24 protein-coding genes are annotated in these 20,453 nt (G+C 71.8%); 13 read left to right on the top strand and 11 right to left on the bottom strand.

The annotated features are described in order from the left end of the window. Nucleotides 1–80: 80 nt before the first annotated feature. Entirely contained in the window at nt 81–836 is a 756-nt protein-coding gene (locus tag AC067J_RS05455; protein ID WP_478296656.1) for an alpha/beta fold hydrolase, read from the top strand. Nucleotides 837–869: 33 nt separating this feature from the next. On the opposite strand, the gene AC067J_RS05450 is transcribed toward AC067J_RS05455, so the two are convergent. From AC067J_RS05450 to AC067J_RS05440, 3 genes are all read right to left on the bottom strand, one after another. Continuing rightward, nucleotides 870–1,493 (bottom strand): DJ-1/PfpI family protein, encoded by a 624-nt coding sequence (locus tag AC067J_RS05450; RefSeq protein ID WP_478296655.1) that lies wholly within the window; start codon nt 1,491–1,493, stop codon nt 870–872. A gap of 85 nt (nt 1,494–1,578) precedes the next feature. Next, a complete protein-coding gene (locus AC067J_RS05445) occupies nt 1,579–2,055 on the bottom strand; it encodes an HIT family protein (RefSeq protein ID WP_478296654.1) in 477 nt (158 codons plus the stop codon). Further along, a complete protein-coding gene (locus AC067J_RS05440; RefSeq protein WP_478296653.1) occupies nt 2,052–3,122 on the bottom strand; it encodes a HEAT repeat domain-containing protein in 1,071 nt (356 codons plus the stop codon). Before AC067J_RS05440 ends, AC067J_RS05445 begins: the two co-directional genes overlap by 4 nt. A gap of 130 nt (nt 3,123–3,252) precedes the next feature. On the opposite strand from AC067J_RS05440, the gene AC067J_RS05435 reads away from it, so the two are divergent. The 5 genes from AC067J_RS05435 to AC067J_RS05415 all read left to right on the top strand — a co-directional run bounded on the left by AC067J_RS05435 (nt 3,253) and on the right by AC067J_RS05415 (nt 6,320). Then, the gene (locus tag AC067J_RS05435) at nt 3,253–3,444 is read left to right on the top strand and encodes a hypothetical protein (RefSeq protein ID WP_478296652.1); all 192 of its coding nucleotides are present in this window, start codon (nt 3,253–3,255) and stop codon (nt 3,442–3,444) included. Next, on the top strand, nt 3,428–3,955 hold the full coding sequence (locus AC067J_RS05430; protein ID WP_478296651.1) for a DUF6879 family protein: 528 nt from the start codon (nt 3,428–3,430) through the stop codon (nt 3,953–3,955). Before AC067J_RS05435 ends, AC067J_RS05430 begins: the two co-directional genes overlap by 17 nt. Further along, nucleotides 3,952–4,782, top strand: a complete 831-nt coding sequence (locus AC067J_RS05425) for a helix-turn-helix domain-containing protein (RefSeq protein ID WP_478296650.1) — start codon at nt 3,952–3,954, stop codon at nt 4,780–4,782. Before AC067J_RS05430 ends, AC067J_RS05425 begins: the two co-directional genes overlap by 4 nt. Before the next feature lie 69 nt (nt 4,783–4,851). Further along, on the top strand, nt 4,852–5,304 hold the full coding sequence (locus tag AC067J_RS05420; protein ID WP_478296649.1) for an NUDIX domain-containing protein: 453 nt from the start codon (nt 4,852–4,854) through the stop codon (nt 5,302–5,304). After that, nucleotides 5,229–6,320: a hypothetical protein gene (locus AC067J_RS05415; RefSeq protein ID WP_478296648.1), complete on the top strand. Its 1,092-nt coding sequence runs from the start codon at nt 5,229–5,231 to the stop codon at nt 6,318–6,320. The genes AC067J_RS05420 and AC067J_RS05415 overlap by 76 nt, the downstream gene beginning before the upstream one ends. A gap of 54 nt (nt 6,321–6,374) precedes the next feature. Here AC067J_RS05415 and AC067J_RS05410 read toward each other — a convergent pair whose 3' ends face one another. Both AC067J_RS05410 and AC067J_RS05405 read right to left on the bottom strand, forming a co-directional pair. Further along, complete coding sequence (locus AC067J_RS05410; RefSeq protein WP_478296647.1) at nt 6,375–6,572, bottom strand: DUF397 domain-containing protein; 198 nt, start codon at nt 6,570–6,572, stop codon at nt 6,375–6,377. Beyond that, on the bottom strand, nt 6,559–7,392 hold the full coding sequence (locus AC067J_RS05405) for a helix-turn-helix domain-containing protein (RefSeq protein WP_478296646.1): 834 nt from the start codon (nt 7,390–7,392) through the stop codon (nt 6,559–6,561). The genes AC067J_RS05410 and AC067J_RS05405 overlap by 14 nt, the downstream gene beginning before the upstream one ends. A gap of 170 nt (nt 7,393–7,562) precedes the next feature. Here AC067J_RS05405 and AC067J_RS05400 point away from each other — a divergent pair, with 170 nt between their 5' ends. Beyond that, nucleotides 7,563–8,177 (top strand): DUF998 domain-containing protein, encoded by a 615-nt coding sequence (locus AC067J_RS05400; protein ID WP_478296645.1) that lies wholly within the window; start codon nt 7,563–7,565, stop codon nt 8,175–8,177. 42 nt (nt 8,178–8,219) lie between these two features. After that, nucleotides 8,220–8,429: a DUF4287 domain-containing protein gene (locus AC067J_RS05395; RefSeq protein ID WP_478296644.1), complete on the top strand. Its 210-nt coding sequence runs from the start codon at nt 8,220–8,222 to the stop codon at nt 8,427–8,429. A 32-nt stretch (nt 8,430–8,461) separates the two neighbouring features. Here the strand turns inward: AC067J_RS05395 and mqnP are convergent, their stop codons facing one another. Continuing rightward, complete coding sequence (gene mqnP, locus AC067J_RS05390) at nt 8,462–9,367, bottom strand: menaquinone biosynthesis prenyltransferase MqnP (RefSeq protein ID WP_478296643.1); 906 nt, start codon at nt 9,365–9,367, stop codon at nt 8,462–8,464. Next, a complete protein-coding gene (locus AC067J_RS05385) occupies nt 9,364–10,821 on the bottom strand; it encodes a menaquinone biosynthesis decarboxylase (RefSeq protein WP_478296642.1) in 1,458 nt (485 codons plus the stop codon). The genes mqnP and AC067J_RS05385 overlap by 4 nt, the downstream gene beginning before the upstream one ends. Nucleotides 10,822–10,936: 115 nt before the next feature. On the opposite strand from AC067J_RS05385, the gene AC067J_RS05380 reads away from it, so the two are divergent. The 4 genes from AC067J_RS05380 to AC067J_RS05365 all read left to right on the top strand — a co-directional run bounded on the left by AC067J_RS05380 (nt 10,937) and on the right by AC067J_RS05365 (nt 14,646). After that, complete coding sequence (locus AC067J_RS05380) at nt 10,937–11,341, top strand: PLD nuclease N-terminal domain-containing protein (protein ID WP_478296641.1); 405 nt, start codon at nt 10,937–10,939, stop codon at nt 11,339–11,341. A gap of 440 nt (nt 11,342–11,781) precedes the next feature. Then, nucleotides 11,782–13,383: an acyl-CoA carboxylase subunit beta gene (locus AC067J_RS05375; protein WP_478296640.1), complete on the top strand. Its 1,602-nt coding sequence runs from the start codon at nt 11,782–11,784 to the stop codon at nt 13,381–13,383. An 86-nt stretch (nt 13,384–13,469) separates the two neighbouring features. Further along, on the top strand, nt 13,470–13,682 hold the full coding sequence (locus AC067J_RS05370; RefSeq protein ID WP_478296639.1) for an acyl-CoA carboxylase subunit epsilon: 213 nt from the start codon (nt 13,470–13,472) through the stop codon (nt 13,680–13,682). A gap of 253 nt (nt 13,683–13,935) precedes the next feature. Further along, a complete protein-coding gene (locus tag AC067J_RS05365) occupies nt 13,936–14,646 on the top strand; it encodes a ScbR family autoregulator-binding transcription factor (RefSeq protein WP_478296638.1) in 711 nt (236 codons plus the stop codon). A 64-nt stretch (nt 14,647–14,710) separates the two neighbouring features. Here AC067J_RS05365 and AC067J_RS05360 read toward each other — a convergent pair whose 3' ends face one another. Further along, the gene (locus AC067J_RS05360) at nt 14,711–15,361 is read right to left on the bottom strand and encodes a ScbR family autoregulator-binding transcription factor (protein ID WP_478296637.1); all 651 of its coding nucleotides are present in this window, start codon (nt 15,359–15,361) and stop codon (nt 14,711–14,713) included. A 350-nt stretch (nt 15,362–15,711) separates the two neighbouring features. On the opposite strand from AC067J_RS05360, the gene AC067J_RS05355 reads away from it, so the two are divergent. After that, nucleotides 15,712–16,893, top strand: a complete 1,182-nt coding sequence (locus AC067J_RS05355; protein WP_478296636.1) for a ScbA/BarX family gamma-butyrolactone biosynthesis protein — start codon at nt 15,712–15,714, stop codon at nt 16,891–16,893. 53 nt (nt 16,894–16,946) lie between these two features. Here AC067J_RS05355 and AC067J_RS05350 read toward each other — a convergent pair whose 3' ends face one another. The 3 genes from AC067J_RS05350 to AC067J_RS05340 form a co-directional block, all read right to left on the bottom strand. Further along, nucleotides 16,947–17,351, bottom strand: coding sequence for a hypothetical protein (locus tag AC067J_RS05350; protein WP_478296635.1), 405 nt, complete (start codon nt 17,349–17,351; stop codon nt 16,947–16,949). 124 nt (nt 17,352–17,475) lie between these two features. Continuing rightward, nucleotides 17,476–18,609 carry a c-type cytochrome biogenesis protein CcsB gene (gene ccsB / locus AC067J_RS05345; RefSeq protein WP_478296634.1) on the bottom strand — a complete coding sequence of 378 codons (1,134 nt, stop codon included), beginning with the start codon at nt 18,607–18,609 and terminating at the stop codon, nt 17,476–17,478. 3 nt (nt 18,610–18,612) lie between these two features. Continuing rightward, the gene (locus AC067J_RS05340; RefSeq protein WP_478296633.1) at nt 18,613–20,451 is read right to left on the bottom strand and encodes a cytochrome c biogenesis ResB family protein; all 1,839 of its coding nucleotides are present in this window, start codon (nt 20,449–20,451) and stop codon (nt 18,613–18,615) included. Nucleotides 20,452–20,453: the final 2 nt, after the last annotated feature.

The following is a 20,453-nucleotide window of genomic DNA, read 5'->3' as shown; positions in this document are numbered from 1 at the left end:
ACGCCCGACCGGCCCGCCGGGCCGAACCCGCATACCCGCCAGTAGTTCGGCGGCGCGGATTCGCGGGCAGAACACCGGATATGACGATCCCTCACCGCCTGATCGGCACCGGCGCCCACAAGGTCCTGGTACTGCACGACTGGTTCGGCACCAGCGCCGGCTGGGGCGCGTTCCTGGACTACCTGGACGGCTCCTCCTTCACCTACGCCTTCCTCGACTACCGGGGCTACGGCGAGCGCAGGAACGTGACGGGTGCGTACACGCTCGCCGAGATCGCGGACGACGCGCTCGCGCTGGCCGACCAGCTCGGCTGGGAGAGCTTCTCGCTCGTCGGGCACTCCATGGGCGGCAAGGCCGTGCAGCAGGTACTGGCCCAGGCGCCCGGCCGGGTGCGGAAGCTGGTCGGCCTGGCGCCCGTCCCGGCCGGCCCGTACCCGATGGACGCGGCCGCCGAGAAGCTGTTCTACGGCGCGGCGGACGACCGCGAGAAGCGGTACGCCATCGTGGACCTGGTGACCGGACAGCGGGCCGGCCGGGTCTGGCTCGACCTGATGGTGAACCGCTCGCTGTCGCTGTCCACCCGCGAGGCGTTCGGCGGCTACGTGCGCGACTGGGCCACCGCCGACCTGGTGGACCGGATCGACGGAAATCCCGTGCCGGTCAAGGTGATCGTCGGAACGCACGACCTCGCACTGACCGCCGAGGTGATGCGCGGCACCTTCCTGGCGCACTACCCCAACGCCGAGTTGGAGGAACTCCCCAACAGCGGGCACTACCCGATGCACGAGACGCCGGTCGCCCTGGCGGTCTCCCTGGAGTCGTTCCTCCGCGCGTGACGCGGCGCCCCCGCCCGCCCGCCCCGCCCCGCCCTAGCCGATCGCGCGGATCCGCTCCAGCACGGCGGGCGAGGCCTTCGCCACCGAACCGGCGTCGAAGGGCGGCTGGGGGTCGTACTCGGCGTAGAGCTGGATCGCCTGGGCGGTGGTCTCGTCGGTGAGCAGCGCCGCGAGCAGGAGCGCCATGTCGATGCCGGAGGAGACGCCGGCCGCCGTGACGATCCGCTCCCGGCGGACCACCCGCTCCGGCGTGTACGTCGCGCCGTACGCGGCCAGTTCACCGGCGGCCGCCCAGTGGGTGGTCGCCGCCAGCCCCTTGAGCAGGCCGGCCGCCCCGAGCAGCAGGGCGCCGGTGCAGACGGAGGCGGTGAAGCGGGTGGTGGTGTGCACCCGGCGGATCCAGTCGAGGAACCCGGCCTCGTCCAGCAGCGGGCGGGTGCCGTTCCCGCCCGGTACGAGGAGGACGTCGCACGACTCGACCTCCCGGTACCCGACGGGGACGTCGAGTCTCAGCCCGCCCAGGGTGTCGGTCACCCGGCCGGTCCCGCTCGTCGAGACGAACCGCACGGTGGCGCCCGGGAGGTACCCGAGCACCTGGTAGGGGCCGATCGCGTCGAGCGGCTCGAAGTCGTCGAAGAGCGGGATCACGATGTCCATGTCCCGCAGATTAGAGCGGAGTTGGCCCTACGTCCGCCTCCCGGTCAGCGGATTCACGAGAACGAGTGGTCTGCACCACCGGCTTTCACCTGAGCGCATCCAGCTCCGCCCCGATGGCCGCCCGGATCGCGTCCTGTGCCGGGCCGAGCGCGTACCGGGCGTCGCGCCAGCGGTCCGCCGGGTAGAGCCAGACGGGCATCCGGACGAGGTCCTCGGGCTCCCAGTCGAACCTCGGCCACACGTGCGCGTGCAGGATCGGGTCGGTGTTGCCCAGGATCTCCAGGTTGACGCGGCGGAACGCCGGATCGGCCGCCCGGCACGCCCGCTCCACGGCCTCGCCGAGCCGGTCGAGGTCCTCCAGGTAGGCGATCCGGCGCGCCTTCGGCAGATCGGTGAGCCGCTCGACACCCGGCTCGTCCGCGAGCAGGATCGCGTAGCCCGGCAGGAACTGCACGTCCCCGATCACCGCGAACCCGGCGTCCAGGCGCCGGATGACGGTCGGGTTCTCGCCCCGCAGCGCGCTGCCGATGCGGTCGGACTTCCAGTCGGTGTCGTCGATCATGGGGTGATGCTAGGCCGGGTGTCCCGCACCGCCGACGGCGGATGCCCGGCCGCGACCAGTCCGGCGGCCCGGCCCGGGTCGCCGTCCGCCCGCCGCAGCAGCGCCCCGGCGTCGTACGCGGCCGGGGCGCTGCTGCGGCGGGCGCCCAGGAGCAGTTCGAGGCCGGGATCGACGCGGGTCGCGGACAGGGCGGCCGCCAGATCGGGCCGGAGCCCGTCCAGCACGCGGAGCAGCTCCCAGGCGTCGGCGTGCAGTCGCTCACGCCGCACCGGGTCGCAGGCGGCCAGGGCCTCGGCCACCCCGGGGTCGTCCGGGTCGTAGTCCTCCAGTACCGGCAGCAGTTCGGGGGCGGCCAGGACCTGCGCCGCGTGGAAGGTGAGGACGTGCGCACCCTCCGGGTCCGCCAGCAGCTCCAGCAGCAGCGGTACGGCGCGCGGGTCGCGCCTCCGGGCCAGGCCGCGGATGCCCTCCTCACGGGCGTCCGGGTGCGCGTCCCCGGTCCGCTCCCAGAGCGCGGCCCGGATCGCGGGGCCGTCGGCCTCGGACTGGAAGCCGAGCGCGAACGTGGCCCAGTTGCGCACCTCCGGGTCCGGATCGCGGGTCAGGGCGACGAGTGCGCGGACGTCCGGCCCGTCCGGGTCGCCGGTGGCGGCACCCGGCAGGGCGACGGCCGCCCGCTCCCGGACCCCGGCGTCCGCGTGTCCGGCCAGCGCGACCAGGACGCGCACGGCGCGCCGGTCGTCCGTCCGCCCCAGCGCGGCCGCCAGCGCCCGGAGGACCGGGACGTCGGCCTCCCCCTCCGCGAGCCCGACCAGCGCGGTCGCCGCCTCCGCCCGGACCTCCTCGTCCCGGTCGCTCGCGGCCCCCAGCAGGTCGCAGCCGACCACCCGCTCGACCGCATCGGCCGACCCGAGCAGTCCGAGCCCGCCCGCCAGCGCCCCGGCACCGTCCCCGCCCGCCTGCCGCAACAGGTCCTCGTACCCGCCCCGGTCACCCGACCCCTCGGCAGCCCTCGCCGCCGCCACCACCCGCCCGACCAGCGCGGGCGCCGCCCCCGTGTCATCCATCCCCGCAGTCTCCCGCACACCCCCACCCCCGCCCACCGGTTTCCAGTAGCGGAAACCCCACCCACTTGCACCCCGCGGATCACGGCCGGGAGGATCGGAACAGGCATCAGATCCCGCGCTAGGGGGCGCCGTGCTTGTCCAGAAGCTCACCAGCTCGTGCGACGACGGGGACTGCCCGACGCTGTACGCGACCGACCGGGGAACCCTGCTGGTCCAGGGCGCGACCCCGCCGGATCACGGCCTTGCTCTGCCGTCACACGAGACAGTCGTGGAGATCCCCGTCGAACTGATCCGAAAGGCCGTCCGTGACAACCTCCTCTAGGCCCCTGGGAGAGTGGTTCGGGGCATTCGAGCGGGAAGCCTTCCGGCTGGAAACCCTGGACGACTACAGCCGCTCCGGCGGAGTCGACGCCTACGAGGCGTTTCTCGCCGGGGAGCCCCAGCCGGAGTCCTACCGGTCGGCGGACTGGGTGACCACCGTGCGGAACGCCACCCGGGCCGGAAAACGCATGTACCGGGTTCACGTCCTCTCCCGTCCGCTGACCCCGTACCTGCGGTTCGAACTCGGCTGGGGATACCGGCGCAACGCGCTGGCCGGCGAGGAGTTCTTCATCCTCGACACCACGGAGCAGCCGAACCCCATCCCCGGGGCACCCGATTTCTGGCTGTTCGACGAGCACACCGTCGGTTCCATGAAGTACGACGGCGCCGGGGGCTATCTCGGGTCCGAGTTCGTCGACGCCGACCGGGTCGCCGAATTCGTCACCTACCGCGATACGGCGATGGCACACGCCGAGCCGTTCCCCGATTGGTGGGCACTGCACGGCGAGTGAAGAGAACAGATCTGGGTTCGGCGCTGCGGGCACTGCGCAAGGCCTCCGGAAAGGAGGCCAAGACGGTTGCCCGCAGCGCACTCATGTCCCAGAGCAAGCTCAGCAAGATCGAGAACGGCCGCACGTCGGTCGGTGTCTCCGACGTCGACCGCATCCTGACGGCCATCGGCGTTTCCGATGAGGTCAAGGCCGAGTACCTGAACGCAGCCCGCACGGCTGCGACGGAGGCCGTGGCATGGCGACAGTTCCGCCGCCTCGGCTATCACAGGAAACAGCAGCAGATTCGGGCTCTGGAAACCTCCATGGCCACGCTCAAGTTGTTTCAGCCGTCACTGATTCCAGGCCTCCTGCAGACCCCGGAGTACGCACGCTCGATCCTCGCCCGAAAGAATCTCGGGGAGGAGATGCTGACCCGCACGATCGGCGCACGCCTCGAAAGGCAGCAGGTGATCTACGATGCGGCCAAGGGGTTCCACTTCGTCGTGACTGAATCCGTACTGCGCTGGCGCATGCTCCCGGCGCCGATGATGGCCGCCCAACTGGACCGACTGATATCCGTTTCGCGCCTGCCGAACGTGGATATCAGGATCGTCCCTCTCGCCACACGACAGCAGGATGTTCCCACTCACTCGTTCGTGGTCAGGGACGACAGATTCGTCACGGTCGAGGCCATCCACGCCGAGCTGGTCATAACGGAGCCGAAGGACGTAGCACTCTATGTGCAAAAGTTCGACGGTTTCATGTCCGTAGCACTTTCCGGTGATTCCATGCGAAGCATGCTTGAGAGCATCCGGAATGAGTACTTGCGGGAACAGGAAATCGGCTAGCTCCGTACGGCCTCAAGCGCTTGGCTTGGCACCACACGGCAGCGGCCCGAGCCTTCGAAAGGGCAATCCATGAAGAAGCTCGCCGCCAGGCTCTGGCGGGTCATCAGGGGGCCGCTGCAGTGGCGCGTGCTGTGGCTGTGGCACTCGAAGTTCATGGTCGGCGTGACGGGCGTCGTCCGCGACCAGGACGGCCGGGTGCTGCTGCTGAAGCACCGGATGTGGCCGGAGGGCCGGCAGTGGGGCCTGCCGACCGGCTACGCGAACGCGAAGGAGACCTTCGCGGACACCGTGGTCCGCGAGGTCAAGGAGGAGACCGGACTCACGGTCGAGGTGCGCGAACTGGCGCACCTGAAGAGCGGTTACAAGCTCCGCGTCGAAGTCGCCTACGAGGCCGAGTACGTCGGCGGCCGGATCGAGGTGGCCTCGTTCGAGATTCTGGAGGCTCGATGGTTCTCACCGGACGATCTCCCCGAGGGGATGCAGGACTCGCACCGGGAGCTGATCGCCCGCCCGCGACCCTGACTCTCGGGCGCTCGCTCACTCCGACCTGCCTCGGTCCGAACGAGCACCTGGCGGGCAGCGCGGCCGAGCGCGCCGAACTGTCGCAGCTGCTGGCGGCGAGGCGGGCAACGGCGGCGCTCGACCGGGCTCACCCGCACCTGGCGTTCTCACTGCTGCACTGGGTACTGGACAGCTGGTCGGACGAGGCGGCCCGGGAGGTCTTCCGACTGGGCGCCGTACTGCTCGCCGACCGGTACCGAACCCTGGGACTGGGGCAGTTGCTCCCGATCGACCGGGTGTGGGTCGGGATGCGATCGGCCCGGCCGGGCGCTTTCGGGGGCTTCCACCACCCGGACCAGGGCTACCGGCACGTTCAACTGGCGGCCGTGGTCACGCGGTACGGGCACCTGGACGATCCCCGGCTCGCCTCGCCGGAGCTGGTTGCGCTGGACCTGCTGCGCTCCTACGCGCACGACTGCCTGCACTTCGGCTCGTTCCGCGAGTACCGGCTCAAGGGCGGGCACGTGGTCCGCAGCCGGTACGGGATCAACCGGCGTGACCTTGAGGGCGGAACGTACTCCGCGCGAGACCAGGAGGGCACCGGTTCGACGCGGAATCTCGGCGTCGTCATGGAGGGCGCCACCGACCGGGAGGCGCGGACGATCGCCCGGGCGGTGGCAGATCGCCTCGGCCTGGCGGGCCGCGTCACGGCGGCCGACCGGCTCGCCTTCCGGGACACCACCGGGCGGCTGGAGCCGGCGGACGTGAACCGTACCGGCCCTGGCCCTGCCACCGGGTTCCACCTGGCCATGGCCGGCTACGAACGCGGCGTCGGTGCGCGCTACCACCGGCTCCTCATCGAGACCGGCGGCGACGAGGCGGACGCCCTGCACGACCTGATCGTCGCCGCGATGATCAGCGGTGACCTGGGCGGGCTGACGCAGTGGCTCGACCACCGCCACGGCCCGCACACCTTCCGCCGCCTGTTCCGCTCACCGGCCTACACCGGGCCCGACCACAGCCCGTGGCACCCCTGACCGGCTCGAAGGCCGCCCCCGGTGTCCGGGGGCGGCCTTCGAGCCGTCGATGCGTCAGGCGGCGGCGAACTCACCCTCGGCGGCGGCGGTCACGAAGGACTGCCAGGCCGCCGGGGTGAAGCGCAGACGCGGGCCGTCCGGGTCCTTCGAGTCACGGACCGACCCGGGACGGGCGTCGTCCACCTCAATGCAGTTGTTGTTGTCGCTGCCGCCGCTGTGACTACTCTTGCGCCACTGCTCAGTCCGGTGCATGTCCGTAGTCCTCCGCCGCCGATGCGATCAGGGCCAGGGACGCCTCCGGCGACAACGCGGCAGCCCTGACCAGATCGTAGGACAGCATGAGGCGGTCGACCAGCACGGGGTCGTCGACCAGACAGCCCGTGAAGGGCCCCTCCACGTAGGCCGTGGGCGGCGCGTCCTCGAACGTCATCAGGCAGACCGAGCCCTCCATCAGGGCGTGCGCTCCGGCCGAGTCGGGGACGATCTGGATCAGCACCTTACGGTCCCTGATCAGCGTGGCGAGATGCCTCAGCTGTCGCCCCATCACGGCAGCGCCGCCGACCGGCCGGCGGATCACGGCCTGGTCCAGGACCGCCCAGTACATCGGGGCGTTCGTCCGGTCGAGCAGCTCGGCTCGGCCCATGCGCGTCGTGACGTCGGCCTCGATCTCGGCGGCCTTCCGCAGCGGGTGCGCCGATTCGAAGAGCGCGCGGGCGTAGTCGGGCGTCTGCAGCAGGCCGGGCACCAGCAGCGGGGAGAACTCACTGATGGTCAGCGCCAACGACTGCAGCTCCGCCGCGTGCTCGAAGTACTCGGCGAGCCGCGACGCCTTCCGGTACATCTCGTAGACGCGCAGGAAGTGGCCGCCGGTCTTGAGCACGTCGTCCAGACGTGCCGACATGTCCTCCTGCGGGTTCCGGATCGCGGCCTCCAACTGGCCGACGTACGCACCGGAGCAGAACAGCACCCGCCCCAGTGCGTCCTGGGAGAGTCCCGCCTCCTCGCGCAGCCGCTTGAGTTCCTTGCCCCAGAAGGCCCGGGGCGAGTGGGAGGGGTCGAGTTCCATAGCCATATGCCAAATCCCTTCAAGGAACCGGTGTTCGGGCTGTCCGACGGCCACACTAACTACCAGCAGCGAGGGTCGAGATACGAACAGTGATAGTGGGTTTGTCACATCAACATGTGGCCCACGTCACACCATCTGACCCGATGAGTTTCCGGCCCGCCCCCGGTCCTACTGGCATGACGAACACGATGGCGGCCACGGCCACCCCCTCCGCGACCCGCGCCCTGCTGACCGCCGGCGCCGTCGCCGGTCCGCTCTTCCTCGCCGTCGGGGTCGCCGGCGGACTGACCCGCGAGGGGTTCGACTTCACCCGGAACGCGCTCAGCCAGCTCAGCCTGGGCGAGCTCGGCTGGATCCAGCAGACCGCCTTCCTCCTCACCGGCCTGCTGCTCATCGCCGGCGCCGTCGGACTGGCCCGCGCCCTGCCCGGCAGCACCTGGGCTCCGCGCCTGGTCGGCCTGTTCGGCGCGACCTTCCTCCTCGACGGCCTCTTCGCGGCCGACCCCGGCGCCGGGTTCCCGGTGGGCGCGCCCGAGGGCCGGGTGACGGAGCTGAGCGCGCACGGCACGGTGCACCTGGTCGGCGGGGCGGTCGGCTTCCTCGCCCTGTGCGCCGCGTTCCTCGTCCTCGCCCGCCACTTCGGCCGCGGCTGGGCGCTCGCCTCCCGGGTGGTGGCCGCCGCCGTCCTGGTCGGCTTCGCCGCCTCGGGGGCCACCGTGCTGGCCTTCACCCTGGGCGCCGCCCTCGGGCTCGGCTGGCTGACCGCTGTCGCGGTCAAGCTGAATGCGTGAAGATCACAACACCCAAGACCCTTCGGACCTCAGGAGAATCCCGTGGCACTTCCCGGCAACGGCCCCGCCAGCTACTTCCCGGCCATCGAGAAGAAGCACGGCCACCCGATCGCCCACTGGCAGGAGCTGATCCGCTCCTCCCCGCTCAGCAAGCACATGGAGCTGGTGGCGTGGCTCAAGACCGAGTACGGCCTCGGCCACGGCCACGCCAACGCCCTCGTCAAGCACACGCTCGACGAGCTCAAGGGCTGACGAGTCCCGGCCCCCGGAGGGCGCGGCCCGGCTCAGACGCCGAGGCCGCGCACCACCAGGTCGACCAGCGCGAAGAAGAACAGCGAGATCCCGACGAACCCGTTGGTCTGGAAGAACGCCCGGTTCAGCCGCGACAGGTCGTGCGGCTTCACGATGGTGTGCTCGTAGAGGAAGGCACCGGCCACCACCAGCAGCCCCACCCAGAACGCGGGCCCGGCGTCCGTCAGCACCGCGTACCAGCCGAGCAGCAGCGTGGTGAGCACGTGGCAGCCGCGCGCTCCCCGGATGGCCGCCGGGACGCCGAACCGGGCCGGCACCGACCGCACCCCGCCCGCCCGGTCGGACTCGACGTCCTGGCAGGCGTAGATCAGGTCGAAGCCGCCGATCCAGATGCCGACCGCCGCGCCGAGCACCACCGCGTCCCAGGACCACGAGCCGGTGACGGCCAGCCAGGCGCCCACCGGGCCCATCGCCTGGGCGAGGCCCAGGATGGCCTGCGGGAAGTCGGTGAACCGCTTGCCGTACGGGTAGACCACCATCGGCACGACGGCGACCGGCGCGAGTGCCAGGCAGAGCGGGTTCAGCAGGGCCGCGGCGCCCAGGAAGACGACCAGCGCGACCGCGGATCCCACGTACGCGGTCTTCAGCGAGACGGCGCCCGTGACCAGCTCGCGCCCGGCGGTGCGCGGGTTCCGGGCGTCGATCTCCCGGTCGATGATCCGGTTGGCCGCCATGGCGAAGGTCCGGAGTCCGACCATGCAGACGGTGACGACGAACAGCTCGCCCCAGTGCACCCGCTCGTCGGCCAGGAACATCGCCGTCAGCGCCGCGATGTAGGCGAAGGGCAGGGCGAAGACCGAGTGCTCGATCATCACCAGCCGCAGGAAGCTCTTGACCCTCCCGGGCGGGACCTCGGGAAGGGCTGCCGCCGTGCTCACAGCCCGTACTCCTTCCAGCGGCGGTCGACCAGGGCGGCGGTCTCCGGGTCGGAGGAGACCATCTCGGGCCAGCCGCCGTCCCGGGTGTAGCCCTCCTCGGGCAGCTTGCGGGTCGCGTCGATGCCCGCCTTGCCGCCCCAGAACTGCTGGTAGGAGGCGTGGTCGAGGTGGTCCACCGGGCCCTCGACGACGGTGAGGTCCCGGCTGTAGTCGACGTTGCCGAAGGCCCGCCAGGCGACTTCCTGGTAGTCGTGCACGTCGCAGTCGGAGTCCACCACGATGATCAGCTTGGTCAGCGACATCATGTGGGCGCCCCAGATGGCGTGCATCGTCTTCTGGGCGTGCTTCGGGTACTTCTTGTCGATCGAGACGATCACGCAGTTGTGGAAGCCGCCGGCCTCGGGCAGGTCGTAGTCGACGATGTCCGGGATGATGATCTTCAGCAGCGGCAGGAAGAACCGCTCGGTGAACTTGCCCAGCGGGCCGTCCTCCGTCGGCGGACGGCCGACCACGATGGACTGCAGGACCGGCCGGCGGCGCATCGTCACGCAGTCGATCTTCAGCGCCGGGAACGGCTCCTGCGGCGTGTAGAAGCCGGTGTGGTCGCCGAACGGGCCCTCGGGCAGCATCTCGCCGGGCTCCAGCCAGCCCTCCAGGACCACCTCGGCGTCGGCCGGGACCTGCAGCGGGACGGTCTTGCAGTCGACCATCTTCACCCGCTCCCCGGCGACGAAGCCGGCGAACAGGTACTCGTCGATGTCGCCCGGCAGCGGTGCGGTGGCCGCGTAGGTGACGGCCGGCGGGCAGCCGAAGGCGATCGCGACCGGCAGCTTCTCGCCGCGCTTGGCCGCCACCGCGGCGTGGTTGCGGCTGTCCTTGTGGATCTGCCAGTGCATGCCGATGGTCCGCCGGTCGTGCCGCTGGAGGCGGTAGAGGCCGAGGTTGCGGATGCCGGTGTCCGGGTCCTTCGTGTGGGTGAGGCCCAGGTTGAAGAAGGAGCCGCCGTCCTGCGGCCAGGTGAAGAGGGCGGGCAGCTCGTCCAGGTTGACGTCCTCGCCGGTGAGCACGACCTCGTGCACCGGCGCGTCGCCGGACTTCACGTGCCGCGGCGGCACGTGGGCCATCGAGGCGAGCTTGCCGAAGGCGTCCCGGAACCCGGTGAAGCCCTGCGGCAGCTCCGGCTTCAGCAGGCCGGCGATCTTCTCGGAGATCTCCTCCGGGCCCTTGAGACCGAGCGCCTTGGCCAGCCGGCGCTCCGTGCCGAAGACGTTCATCGCCAGCGGCATCGTGGAGCCCTTGACGTTCTCGAAGAGCAGGGCGGGGCCCTTGGCCTTCTGCACCCGGTCGACGATCTCGCCGACCTCCAGATAGGGGTCGACCTCCGCCTTGATGCGCTTGAGGTCGCCTTCGCGGTCGAGGGCCCGCAGGAACGAGCGGAGATCGTCGTATGCCATGCCAGTCAGTATCCGCCACCCGATAGCCTGACCCGTGTCAAGGGCCCCCTTGTAGCGCCCCGCCGCTCCAGGAGCCGCCCGCCAGCCACCGCCGTCGCCGGGGGAGATCGCCGCCGTGCTGAGGATCCTGACCTTCGTGCTCCCGCTCGCCCTGTGGGTGTGGGCCTTCATCGACTGCCTGACGACGCCCGAGGACGAGGTGAAGCACCTGCCCAAGGTCGTCTGGGTGATCATCGTCCTGCTGTTCCCGCTGGTGGGTTCGATCGCCTGGCTGGTGGCCGGCAAGCAGCGCAGCACCGCCACCGCCGGCCGCCGGGCGGACGGTTCCGGCCACCCCGGGTACGACCGCCCGCGCGGGGGCCGGCCGCTCGCACCGGACGACGACCCCGAGTTCCTCGCCTCGTTGAAGAAGGACGACAAGCAGCACGAGGACATGCTCAAGCAGTGGGAGGCGGATTTGCGCCGCCGCGAGGAGGAGCTGCGCGGCAGGCAGGACCCCGAGGACGGCCGGAAGGGCTGACCCCGCGTCGCCCGGACAGCCCACCCGGTACCCACCGGGTGGGCTGCGGAGTTTTTGGTGCATCCCTACGACTGCCCGGCCGCCACCAGCCATCCGGCACAGCCTTCACGGCCGTACCGAGCGACCCTGGAGCAGGCCTTTAGTCAGACCGGCTAACGTTTCCTACGACAGCCCTGACCTGCGTGTTTCCTCATGCCCAGATCATCCGACGGCCACCTGGGCGACAGCTCCGGGTAATCGAACAGCTACCGGCCGCAGGGGCCGAAACCCTTCGTCTTCTGTGCAGCCCTGACATCTAAACGGACGCGACCTTGTACGGAATCGACGCCGAAACCAGCGTGCGGCCCCTCGTACAGTCATAAGTGAAGAAGTGATTCGCAGCCGGGGGCATCGCAGACGTTGGCTGTCGGACAGTTCCCTCACCTTTGGAGTGGTTCGAGATGACGGTTGTGCATGAGGCGCCGGTCGGAGACGACATCCCGGAGAACCCGGCGGACGCGCGAGGGCGGGTCGCCGAGCTGCACGAGCTTCGCGAGCAGGTCCGCCGCGGCCCCAGCGAGAAGGCCACCGAGGCGCAGCACGCCAAGGGCAAGCTGACCGCCCGCGAGCGCATCGAGCTGCTGCTCGACGAGGGCTCGTTCCGCGAGGTCGAGCCGCTGCGCCGGCACCGCGCCACCGGCTTCGGCCTGGAGGCCAAGAAGCCGCACACCGACGGCGTGATCGTCGGCTGGGGCACCGTGCACGGCCGGACGGTCTTCACCTACGCGCACGACTTCCGGATCTTCGGCGGCGCCCTCGGCGAGGCCCACGCCCAGAAGATCCACAAGATCATGGACATGGCCATCGCGGCCGGTGCCCCGCTGGTCTCGCTCAACGACGGCGCCGGCGCCCGCATCCAGGAGGGCGTCACCGCGCTGGCCGGCTACGGCGGCATCTTCCAGCGCAACACCAGGGCCTCCGGCGTCATCCCGCAGATCTCCGTGATGCTCGGCCCGTGCGCCGGCGGCGCGGCCTACTCCCCGGCCCTGACCGACTTCATCTTCATGGTCCGCGAGACCTCGCAGATGTTCATCACCGGCCCGGACGTGGTGCAGGCCGTCACCGGCGAGAAGATCACCCAGAACGGGCTCGGCGGCGCCGACGTCCACTCCGGGGTCTCCGGCGTCGCGCACTTCGCGTACGACGACGAGCAGTCCTGCATCGAGGAGGTCCGCTACCTCCTGTCGCTGCTGCCCCAGAACAACCGCGAGATGCCGCCGTCGGTCGTCAACGACGACCCGGTGGAGCGCCGCAACGACTCGCTGCTCGACCTGGTGCCGGCCGACGGCAACCGGCCGTACGACATGCGCAAGGTGATCGAGGAGATCGTCGACCACGGCGAGTACCTGGAGGTCCACGAGCGCTGGGCCACCAACGTGCTCTGCGTGCTGGCCCGGATCGACGGCCACGTCACCGGCATCATCGCCAACCAGCCGCAGTCGCTGGCCGGCGTGCTCGACATCAACGCCAGCGAGAAGTCCGCGCGCTTCGTCCAGATGTGCGACGCCTTCAACATCCCGCTCGTCACCATGCTCGACGTCCCCGGCTTCCTGCCCGGCGTCGACCAGGAGCACGACGGCATCATCCGGCACGGCGCCAAGCTGCTCTACGCCTACTGCAACGCCACCGTGCCGCGCATCCAGCTGATCCTGCGCAAGGCGTACGGCGGCGCGTACATCGTGATGGACTCGCGCTCGATCGGCGCCGACCTGTCCTTCGCGTGGCCGACCAACGAGATCGCCGTGATGGGCGCGGAGGGCGCGGCCAACGTGATCTTCCGCCGCGACATCAACGGCGCCGACGACCCGGACGCCATGCGCGCGCAGAAGATCAAGGAATACAAGAGCGAACTGATGCACCCGTACTACGCGGCCGAGCGCGGCCTCGTGGACGACGTCATCGACCCGGCCGAGACCCGCCAGGTCCTGGCCTCCTCGCTGGCCATGCTGCGCACCAAGCACGCGGACCTGCCGAGCCGCAAGCACGGCAACCCCCCGATGTAGCAGCGCGGTTCGGCCGCGGGCGACCCCGCGGCCCCAGTGCCGACGACCACTCACCACACACACTGACGCCGGGAGAAGACCGGACCATGACCGCTTCCGCCGAACCACTCGTCCGCATCGTCCGCGGCTCGCTCTCCGACGAGGAGCTCGCCGCCCTGACCGCCGTGCTGATGGCGCGCGCCGCGGCCGCCCAGCAGTCGGCGGCCGCCGCCTCGCCGGTCGAGCCGATCGCCAACTGGCAGCGCCTGGAGCGCCGCCCGGCGTACTACTCGCCGGTCAGCTGGCAGTGGGCCGCCTGACGCCCGCACGTCGGTCGGACCGGACCGCACGACCGACGGCCGGTCACCCTCGGGGTGGCCGGCCGTCGGCGTTCCCGGCTCGCTTTCGGGCACGTGAACCGGCGTGCGGACCGGCGCGTGACGCCTATCGCGCGCCGGGGCCGAGTCCCGGGCGCTCGATAGGATCGCTACCGGCCGGTACGCGGCCCGCCGCCCCGTCGGCCCCATAGGATCCAGCCGCTGCCGACGACCAGAACTATCCGAGGAGGCTGCGATGGCCAGGCAGGCCCGGGCGCTGGCGACCCGCCAGGCGGTGCTGCACGCCGCGGCCGAGGTGTTCGACGAACGCGGCTACGCGGCCGCCACGATGGCGGAGATCCTGGAACGGGCCCGCGTCACCAAGGGCGCGCTCTACTTCCACTTCCACTCCAAGGAAGAGCTGGCGCTGGCCGTGATCGAGGGCCAGGGCGCCTGGCTCGCCACCTGGCAGCCGGCGTCCGACAGCCCCGTGCAGACCCTGATCGACCTCGGCTACGCCTTCGCCCACGCCCTGCTGGACGACCCGGTGCTGCGCGGCGCGATCCGGCTGACCATCGAGCACGGCAGCTTCACCCAGCCGCAGATCGCCGCCTACCAGGGCTGGACGGACGCCGCCCGCGAGCTGCTGGAGCACGCCAGGGACGCCGGGGAGCTCCGCCCGGGGGTGGAGCCGGCGGCCGCCGCCGGGGTGATCACCGGCGCGGTGACCGGGATCCAGCTCAGCTCGCAGGTGCTCACCGACCGCCGGGACCTGCTCCGGCGGATGGCCGACCTCTGGACGCTGCTGCTGCCCGGCCTGGTCCCGCCACACACCCTGGCGCGGCTCGTGCTCGCCGACCGGCTGCCGCCCGCCGACGCCTCAGCCGCCGACACCGCGGCCGCCGACACCGCCGCCACCGGCCCCGGGCCTGCGGACACGCCTGACGCCGGGCCGCCGACCGCCTGACCGGCCCGGCGGCCAGGCCCGGCGGCCAGACCCGGAGGCCAGGTCCGGCGGCCAGGCCCGGACGTCAGGTCCGGTACTGCGCCTGGCGCTCCGCCGGGACGAGGGCCGGCAGGGCGGCCGCCCAGAGCCCCCGGACCGCCTCCTCCGCGAGCCGGGCGGTGGACTCGGCGGCGAACAGCACCAGCCCGGCCGCCAGGGTGGTGAGCAGCTCGGCGGCCTGCCCGCGGTCCAGCCCGGGGCGCAGCTCGCCCGCCTCCCCGGCCCGGTCGAGCAGCGTCCGGAAGACGGCGGTGAGGCTGCGCCAGGCGTCCGCCGAGGGTTCCGGGGGCGAACCCGCCGGTGCCACCACCAGTCCGCCGGGGCACGAGGCCGGCCGGCCCCCGAGGCCGAGCAGCACGCCGGCCCGGACCACCACGTCCTCGCGCAGCAGCCGGCCCAGCTCGTGGGTGAGGCCGATCAGTTCCTGGACGGCCGGTCCGGCGCCGCGCAGGGCGCGCAGCACGGCGGCGCCGATCGCGTCGGCGGCCTCGGCCCTGACACCGTCGGCGAGTGCCTGCTTGGAGACGAAGTGGAAGTAGAGCGCGCCCTTGCTGACGCCCGCCCGGCGGCTGATGTCGACCAGGCTGGCCGACTCGAAGCCCGCGTCCGCGAAGGTGTCCGCCGCGGCGAGCAGCACGGCCTGCCTGGTTCGCCCCGCCCGTTCCTGCTTAGCCACTCGGCCCCTCCGGCCCCGGCCGCGGCGAGCTCCGGCTCGCCCGGTTGCTGTCCCGGCGCCGTCGTCGTTGGTGGTACGGCGCCACGCATGCGGGCCGGCCCGCCCGAAACCGCATGGTTGGTATCTAATCTAGCCCCTGATCGGTCCCCGCCGTCCAGGGGGGACCGACCCCCGTCCAAGGTCCGGACTCTTCCGGCCGGACGTTCCCGCAGACCAGCGCCCCGGTACCGTGAACACGTCAGCCGCCCGGCTGTGGCGACCCCTCACGCCGAGCAGAAACCGGGTGGCCTGTATGTTTTTCCCAGGCCGCCGCACGGCCGGTCGACCGACACCCGGGAGTGGGGCCCGTCATGCCAGCGATCGTAGAACCGGACGGCGACGCTCCGTATCCCCACCCCGCCCCCGGCCACCCCGGTCACGCCCGCTACGACTTCCACGAGCGCACCGTCTCCCGGCACCTGGTCCACCGGTCCTCCGTCGCCGAGGTCCTGATCACCGGCTGGCAGGCCACCGGCCCGTACGACTTCCTGCTCGGCGCCCAGTGGCCCCGGCTGCACGGCTTCTACCGGCTGCCCGGCGACCGCCACCACGACCCCGTCCTGATGGCCGAGACGCTCCGCCAGGCCGCCCTGCTGATCGGCCACGTCGGCTTCGGCGTCCCGCACGACCACCACTACGCGCTCGACGAACTCAGCTACGCGCTCGGCCCGGACGGCCTCGACGGCCTCGCGGTCACCGCCGCCCCCTCCTCGCTGATGCTCCGGGTCGGCTGCCAGGACGTCCGGATGCGGCACGGCCGACTGGCCGCCCTGCGGGTGCACGCCGAGATCGAACGGGACGGGCGTCCGGTCGGCCGCGGCTCCGGCGAACTGCGGGTGCTCTCCCCCGCCTCGTACGCCCGGCTGCGCGGCCCCGGCCGCCCGGCCCCCGTGCCCAGGCCCCCGGAGTCCTCCACCGCGCCCGAACTGGTCGGCCGCCAGCAGGCCGCCGACGTCGTGCTCGGCCCCTCCCTGCTGCCCGGCAGCTGGCTGCTGCGCGCGGACGCCGACCACCCGGTGCTGTTCGACCGGATGGACCCGACCCCCGACCACGTGCCCGGAATGCTCGTCCTGGAGGCCGCCCGCCAGGCCGCCCAGCGGCTGTGCCACCCCGCGCGGGTGGTACCGGTCGAGCTGGTCGCGTCGTTCCACGACCACATCGCGCTGGACCGCCCCTGCCTGGTCCGCGCCGTCCGCGAGTCCGTCCCGGAGACCGGGCGCCGGACCGCGGGCCGAGCCGCGAACGGCCCCGCCGACACCCCCGCCGACGCACCCGTGGACACCCCCGCGGACGAGGCCCCGGCGGGCGAACGGCGGGTCCCGGTCCGGGTCCTGCTCGTGCAGGACGGCCGGACGGTGGCCGAGTGCCGGCTGCTCACCGGCCGGGCCGACGGCGGACCGGCCGCCGTCGGAGCGGCCCCGGCCCGCCGGGACGCCGTCGACGGCCGTCCGGCGGGCACCGGCCGCGGCCGGGGCCTGCCACTCGCCAGCTGACCCGGCGCCCATACCGGCGCCGGACCGCCGGCTCCCCCCGAACCCCCCGCGGGTCAGGCCGCGACCAGCGCCGACGGACGGCCCGCGTGCATCACGCTGAGGTTCGCCGCCAACCGGACCGGGTCCTGGGCCAGCCAGAGCCGCAGAGCGGCGCCCAGCATGGCGCTGGCCGAGCCGATCCGCACCTCCGTCACCTGGGCGATCCGGGCCGCGCCCGGCACCAGCAGGTCGGCCAGCGGTGTCGGCAGCCAGACGGTCAGCGCGCACGGCGCGGGCGCCGCCAGGGCGCCGAGCAGCCGGTAGGCGTCGGCCGGCGAGCTGAATGTGGGGATGACGTCCAGCAGGCCGTCGGCCACCACCTCGGACACGTCGCTTCGGTGCCCCTGGGCGAGCCGGCGGAGCAGCGTGCGCTCGGCGGCGGTGATTCGGACGGTCAGCATGACCTCGTCGCACTCCATTGCGCGATTTCCTCCTCGGTTCCTCCCCGTGCCGGACCGGGCGGCCGGCACGAACTACCCCTGTCGCACCTCGGCCCGGCTTCCTTGGACGGAGCGCCGGGCCGGTGGGTGGTGCAGCCCCCGGTCAGAGCCCCGCGTAGGAGTGCTTGCCGGTGACGAAGATGTTCACGCCGTAGTAGTTGAACAGCCAGCAGGCGAAGGCGGCGAGCGCCAGGTACGCGGCCTTGCGTCCCTTCCAGCCGGCGGTGGCGCGTGCGTGCAGGTAGCACGCGTAGGCGACCCAGGTGATGAACGACCAGGTCTCCTTCGGGTCCCACTCCCAGTACTTGCCCCACGCGGCCTCGGCCCAGATGGCGCCCGCGATGATGGTGAAGGTCCAGAGCGGGAAGACCAGGGCGTTGATCCGGTAGGACAGCTTGTCCAGGGTCGACGCGGCGGGCAGCCGGCGCCAGATCGACGGCGAGGTGCCGAGCGGGCCCTTGGTCAGGCCGGCCGCCATCCGCTTGTCGAAGGAGTCCTTGCCCACGTACAGCAGGGTCGCGATGAACCCCGCGTAGAAGGCGCCGCCGCAGATGATCGCGGTCGAGACGTGGATCGCCAGCCAGTACGAGTGGAGCGCCGGGACGAGCTGCTCGGACTCGGTGTACAGCACCTCGGTGGCGATGCCGAGCGTCAGCACGACGGCCAGGGTGACCGGCAGGCCGAGCCAGCGGACCGGCTTCTTCGCGACCAGCAGGCCGACGAAGGCCGCCGTCATGGCGAGCGCGAAGGCGCAGGAGAACTCGTACATGTTGCCCCACGGCCAGCGGGACACCGAGAGGCCGCGGGTGAGGACGCCACCCACGTGCAGCAGGAGACCGAGGACGGTGAGCGAGACCGCGATCCGGCCGGCCAGGTCGGCCTTCTCGCTGGTGCCGGCCGCGCCCGGGCCGTCGACCTCGTCGTCGCCGCGCCCGCTGGTCACCACCGTCGCGCCCTCGCCGGCCAGCGCGGTGCGGGTGAGTGTGGTGGTGCCGCCGCGCGCGGAGGCGACGGTGACGGTGACCTTCTTGGTGCCCTTGGCCTTGGCGTCGGCGTCGGCGACGGTCTCCGCCAGGCCGGCCTGCTCGATGGAGCGGACGGCGACGGCCCCCTTCGAGCCGAAGGTCCATTCGAACATGTAGGCGAACATGGCGATCAGGTAGACGGCCATGGCCGAATAGATCAGCTTGTTGGACAGGTCGGCCAGCTGTGGGTCGACCGACGAGGCGAGGTGCACCGTCTACTCCTTGGAGTTCTGGTCGGCAGGGACTGCGGGGTCGGAAGGTGCGGGTGGTGCGGAGGCCTCGTCGGCCTCGTCGGTGTCGTCGGCCTCACCGGTGTCGTGGGTGTCACCGGTGTCGTGGGTGTCACCGGTGTCGTGGGTGTCACCGGCCTCGTCGGCCTCATCGGCCTCATCGGTCTCGTCGTCGAGCGCCGGCGCGTCGTCCTGGAGGTCGACCGCCAGCTCGGCCAGCTCCTCGGCGATCCTCGCCGACTCGCTGCGGCCCAGCCCGGCCAGCTCGACCAGCGTGCCGCCGCCCGGCAGGGCCACCGCCCGCACCCAGATCCGGCGCCGCTGCACGAACAGCGAGCCGATCAGGCCGAGGATCGCCAGCACGCCGCCGGCCAGGGCGATCCCGTTGCCCGGGCGGTGCGAGACGTTGAAGCTGGCCCACTGCTTGTAGCCCTCGAAGGTGACGCTCCCGTAGCCGTCCGGGAGGGTCCAGCCCTGGCTCGGCTTCAGGCGGACCTTGGCGGGCTCGCCGTCCTGCTGGAGCTGGGTCAGCTTCTTCGTGTTGAGCTGGTAGATGTTCTGCGGCAGGCCGGAGTCGGTGCCGAGGTCGCCCACGTAGGCGTTGAGCACCAGCGCCGGGTCCGCGTCACCGGGGAACAGCGAGCGCGGGCCGGTGTTCCGGTCGAAGGCCACCGGGGCGGTCGGCAGGAAGAAGCCGGAGAAGCCCATCTGGGTCTTCGCGCCGTCCTTCTCGCCGTAGTCGGAGACCTTGATGACGCCGGTGGACGTCAGGTTGCCGTCCTGCGGCAGGAACGGGGTCGCGCCGGTGTAGACGACGTCACCCGCGGCGTTCCGCACGGTGATCACCGGGGCGTAGCCGTGCCCGATCAGGTAGAACTTGCTGCCGCCGATCTCCAGCGGGTGGTTGACCTCGATCGTGCCCTGCTTGAGCTTCCCGGCGTCGCTGCCCGCGTAGTACTCGACGTGCGCGGTGAACTCCCGGGCGCTGCCGATCTGGTCGCCCTTGCTCTGGAACTTCGACGTGAAGTCGTTCATCTTCACGTAGAACGGGTCGAGGTCGTCGCTGCCGTAGAACCGGGTGCCGGTGAAGTCGTCCAGCTGCGTGATGGTGTTGGAGTAGCCCTCGCCCTCGACCAGCAGCTTGCCGCCGGTGCCGCTGGCCAGGCTCGCCCAGGCGAAGCCACCGAGCAGCGCGAACAGCGACAGGTGGAAGACCAGGTTGCCGACCTCGCGCAGGTAGCCCTTCTCGGCCGACACCGCGCCGCCGCCGAGGTGCGCGCGGAACCGCCGGGCGCGCAGCAGCCGGTGCGCGGCGGCGTTGACCGCCGCGCTGTCCGCGTCCGTCCGCCAGGCCGCGTACACCGGCATCCGGGTCAGGTTGCGCGGCGCCGCCGGAGGCTGGGCCCGCAGCACGCCGACGAACTGCCAGGTGCGCGGGACGATGCAGCCGGCCAGCGAGACGAACAGCAGGATGTAGATCGCCGAGAACCAGACCGAGCTGTAGACGTCGAACAGCTGGAGCTTCTCGTAGACCGGCGCGACCGTGGCGTGCTGCGCCTTCCAGGTCTCGACCTTGAACTGGTTCTGGCCGTTCTGCGGGATCAGCGACCCCGGGATGGCCGCCAGCGACAGCAGGAAGAGCAGGATCAGCGCGACCCGCATCGAGGTCAGCTGCCGCCACATCCAGCGCAGCCAGCCGAGCACGCCGATGCCGGTGGGGCCGTCCGACTCGACCGGGGCGGTGGTCATCCGCTCGGCGGCGTCCTCGGCCGCGGCCTCCGTCGCGGCCGGGGGCAGCTCGCTGTCGGTCGTGGTCTTGCTCACGG

This window comes from Kitasatospora sp. NPDC042419, from assembly GCF_056437345.1.
This window is presented reverse-complemented; position numbering and strand designations above follow the sequence as displayed.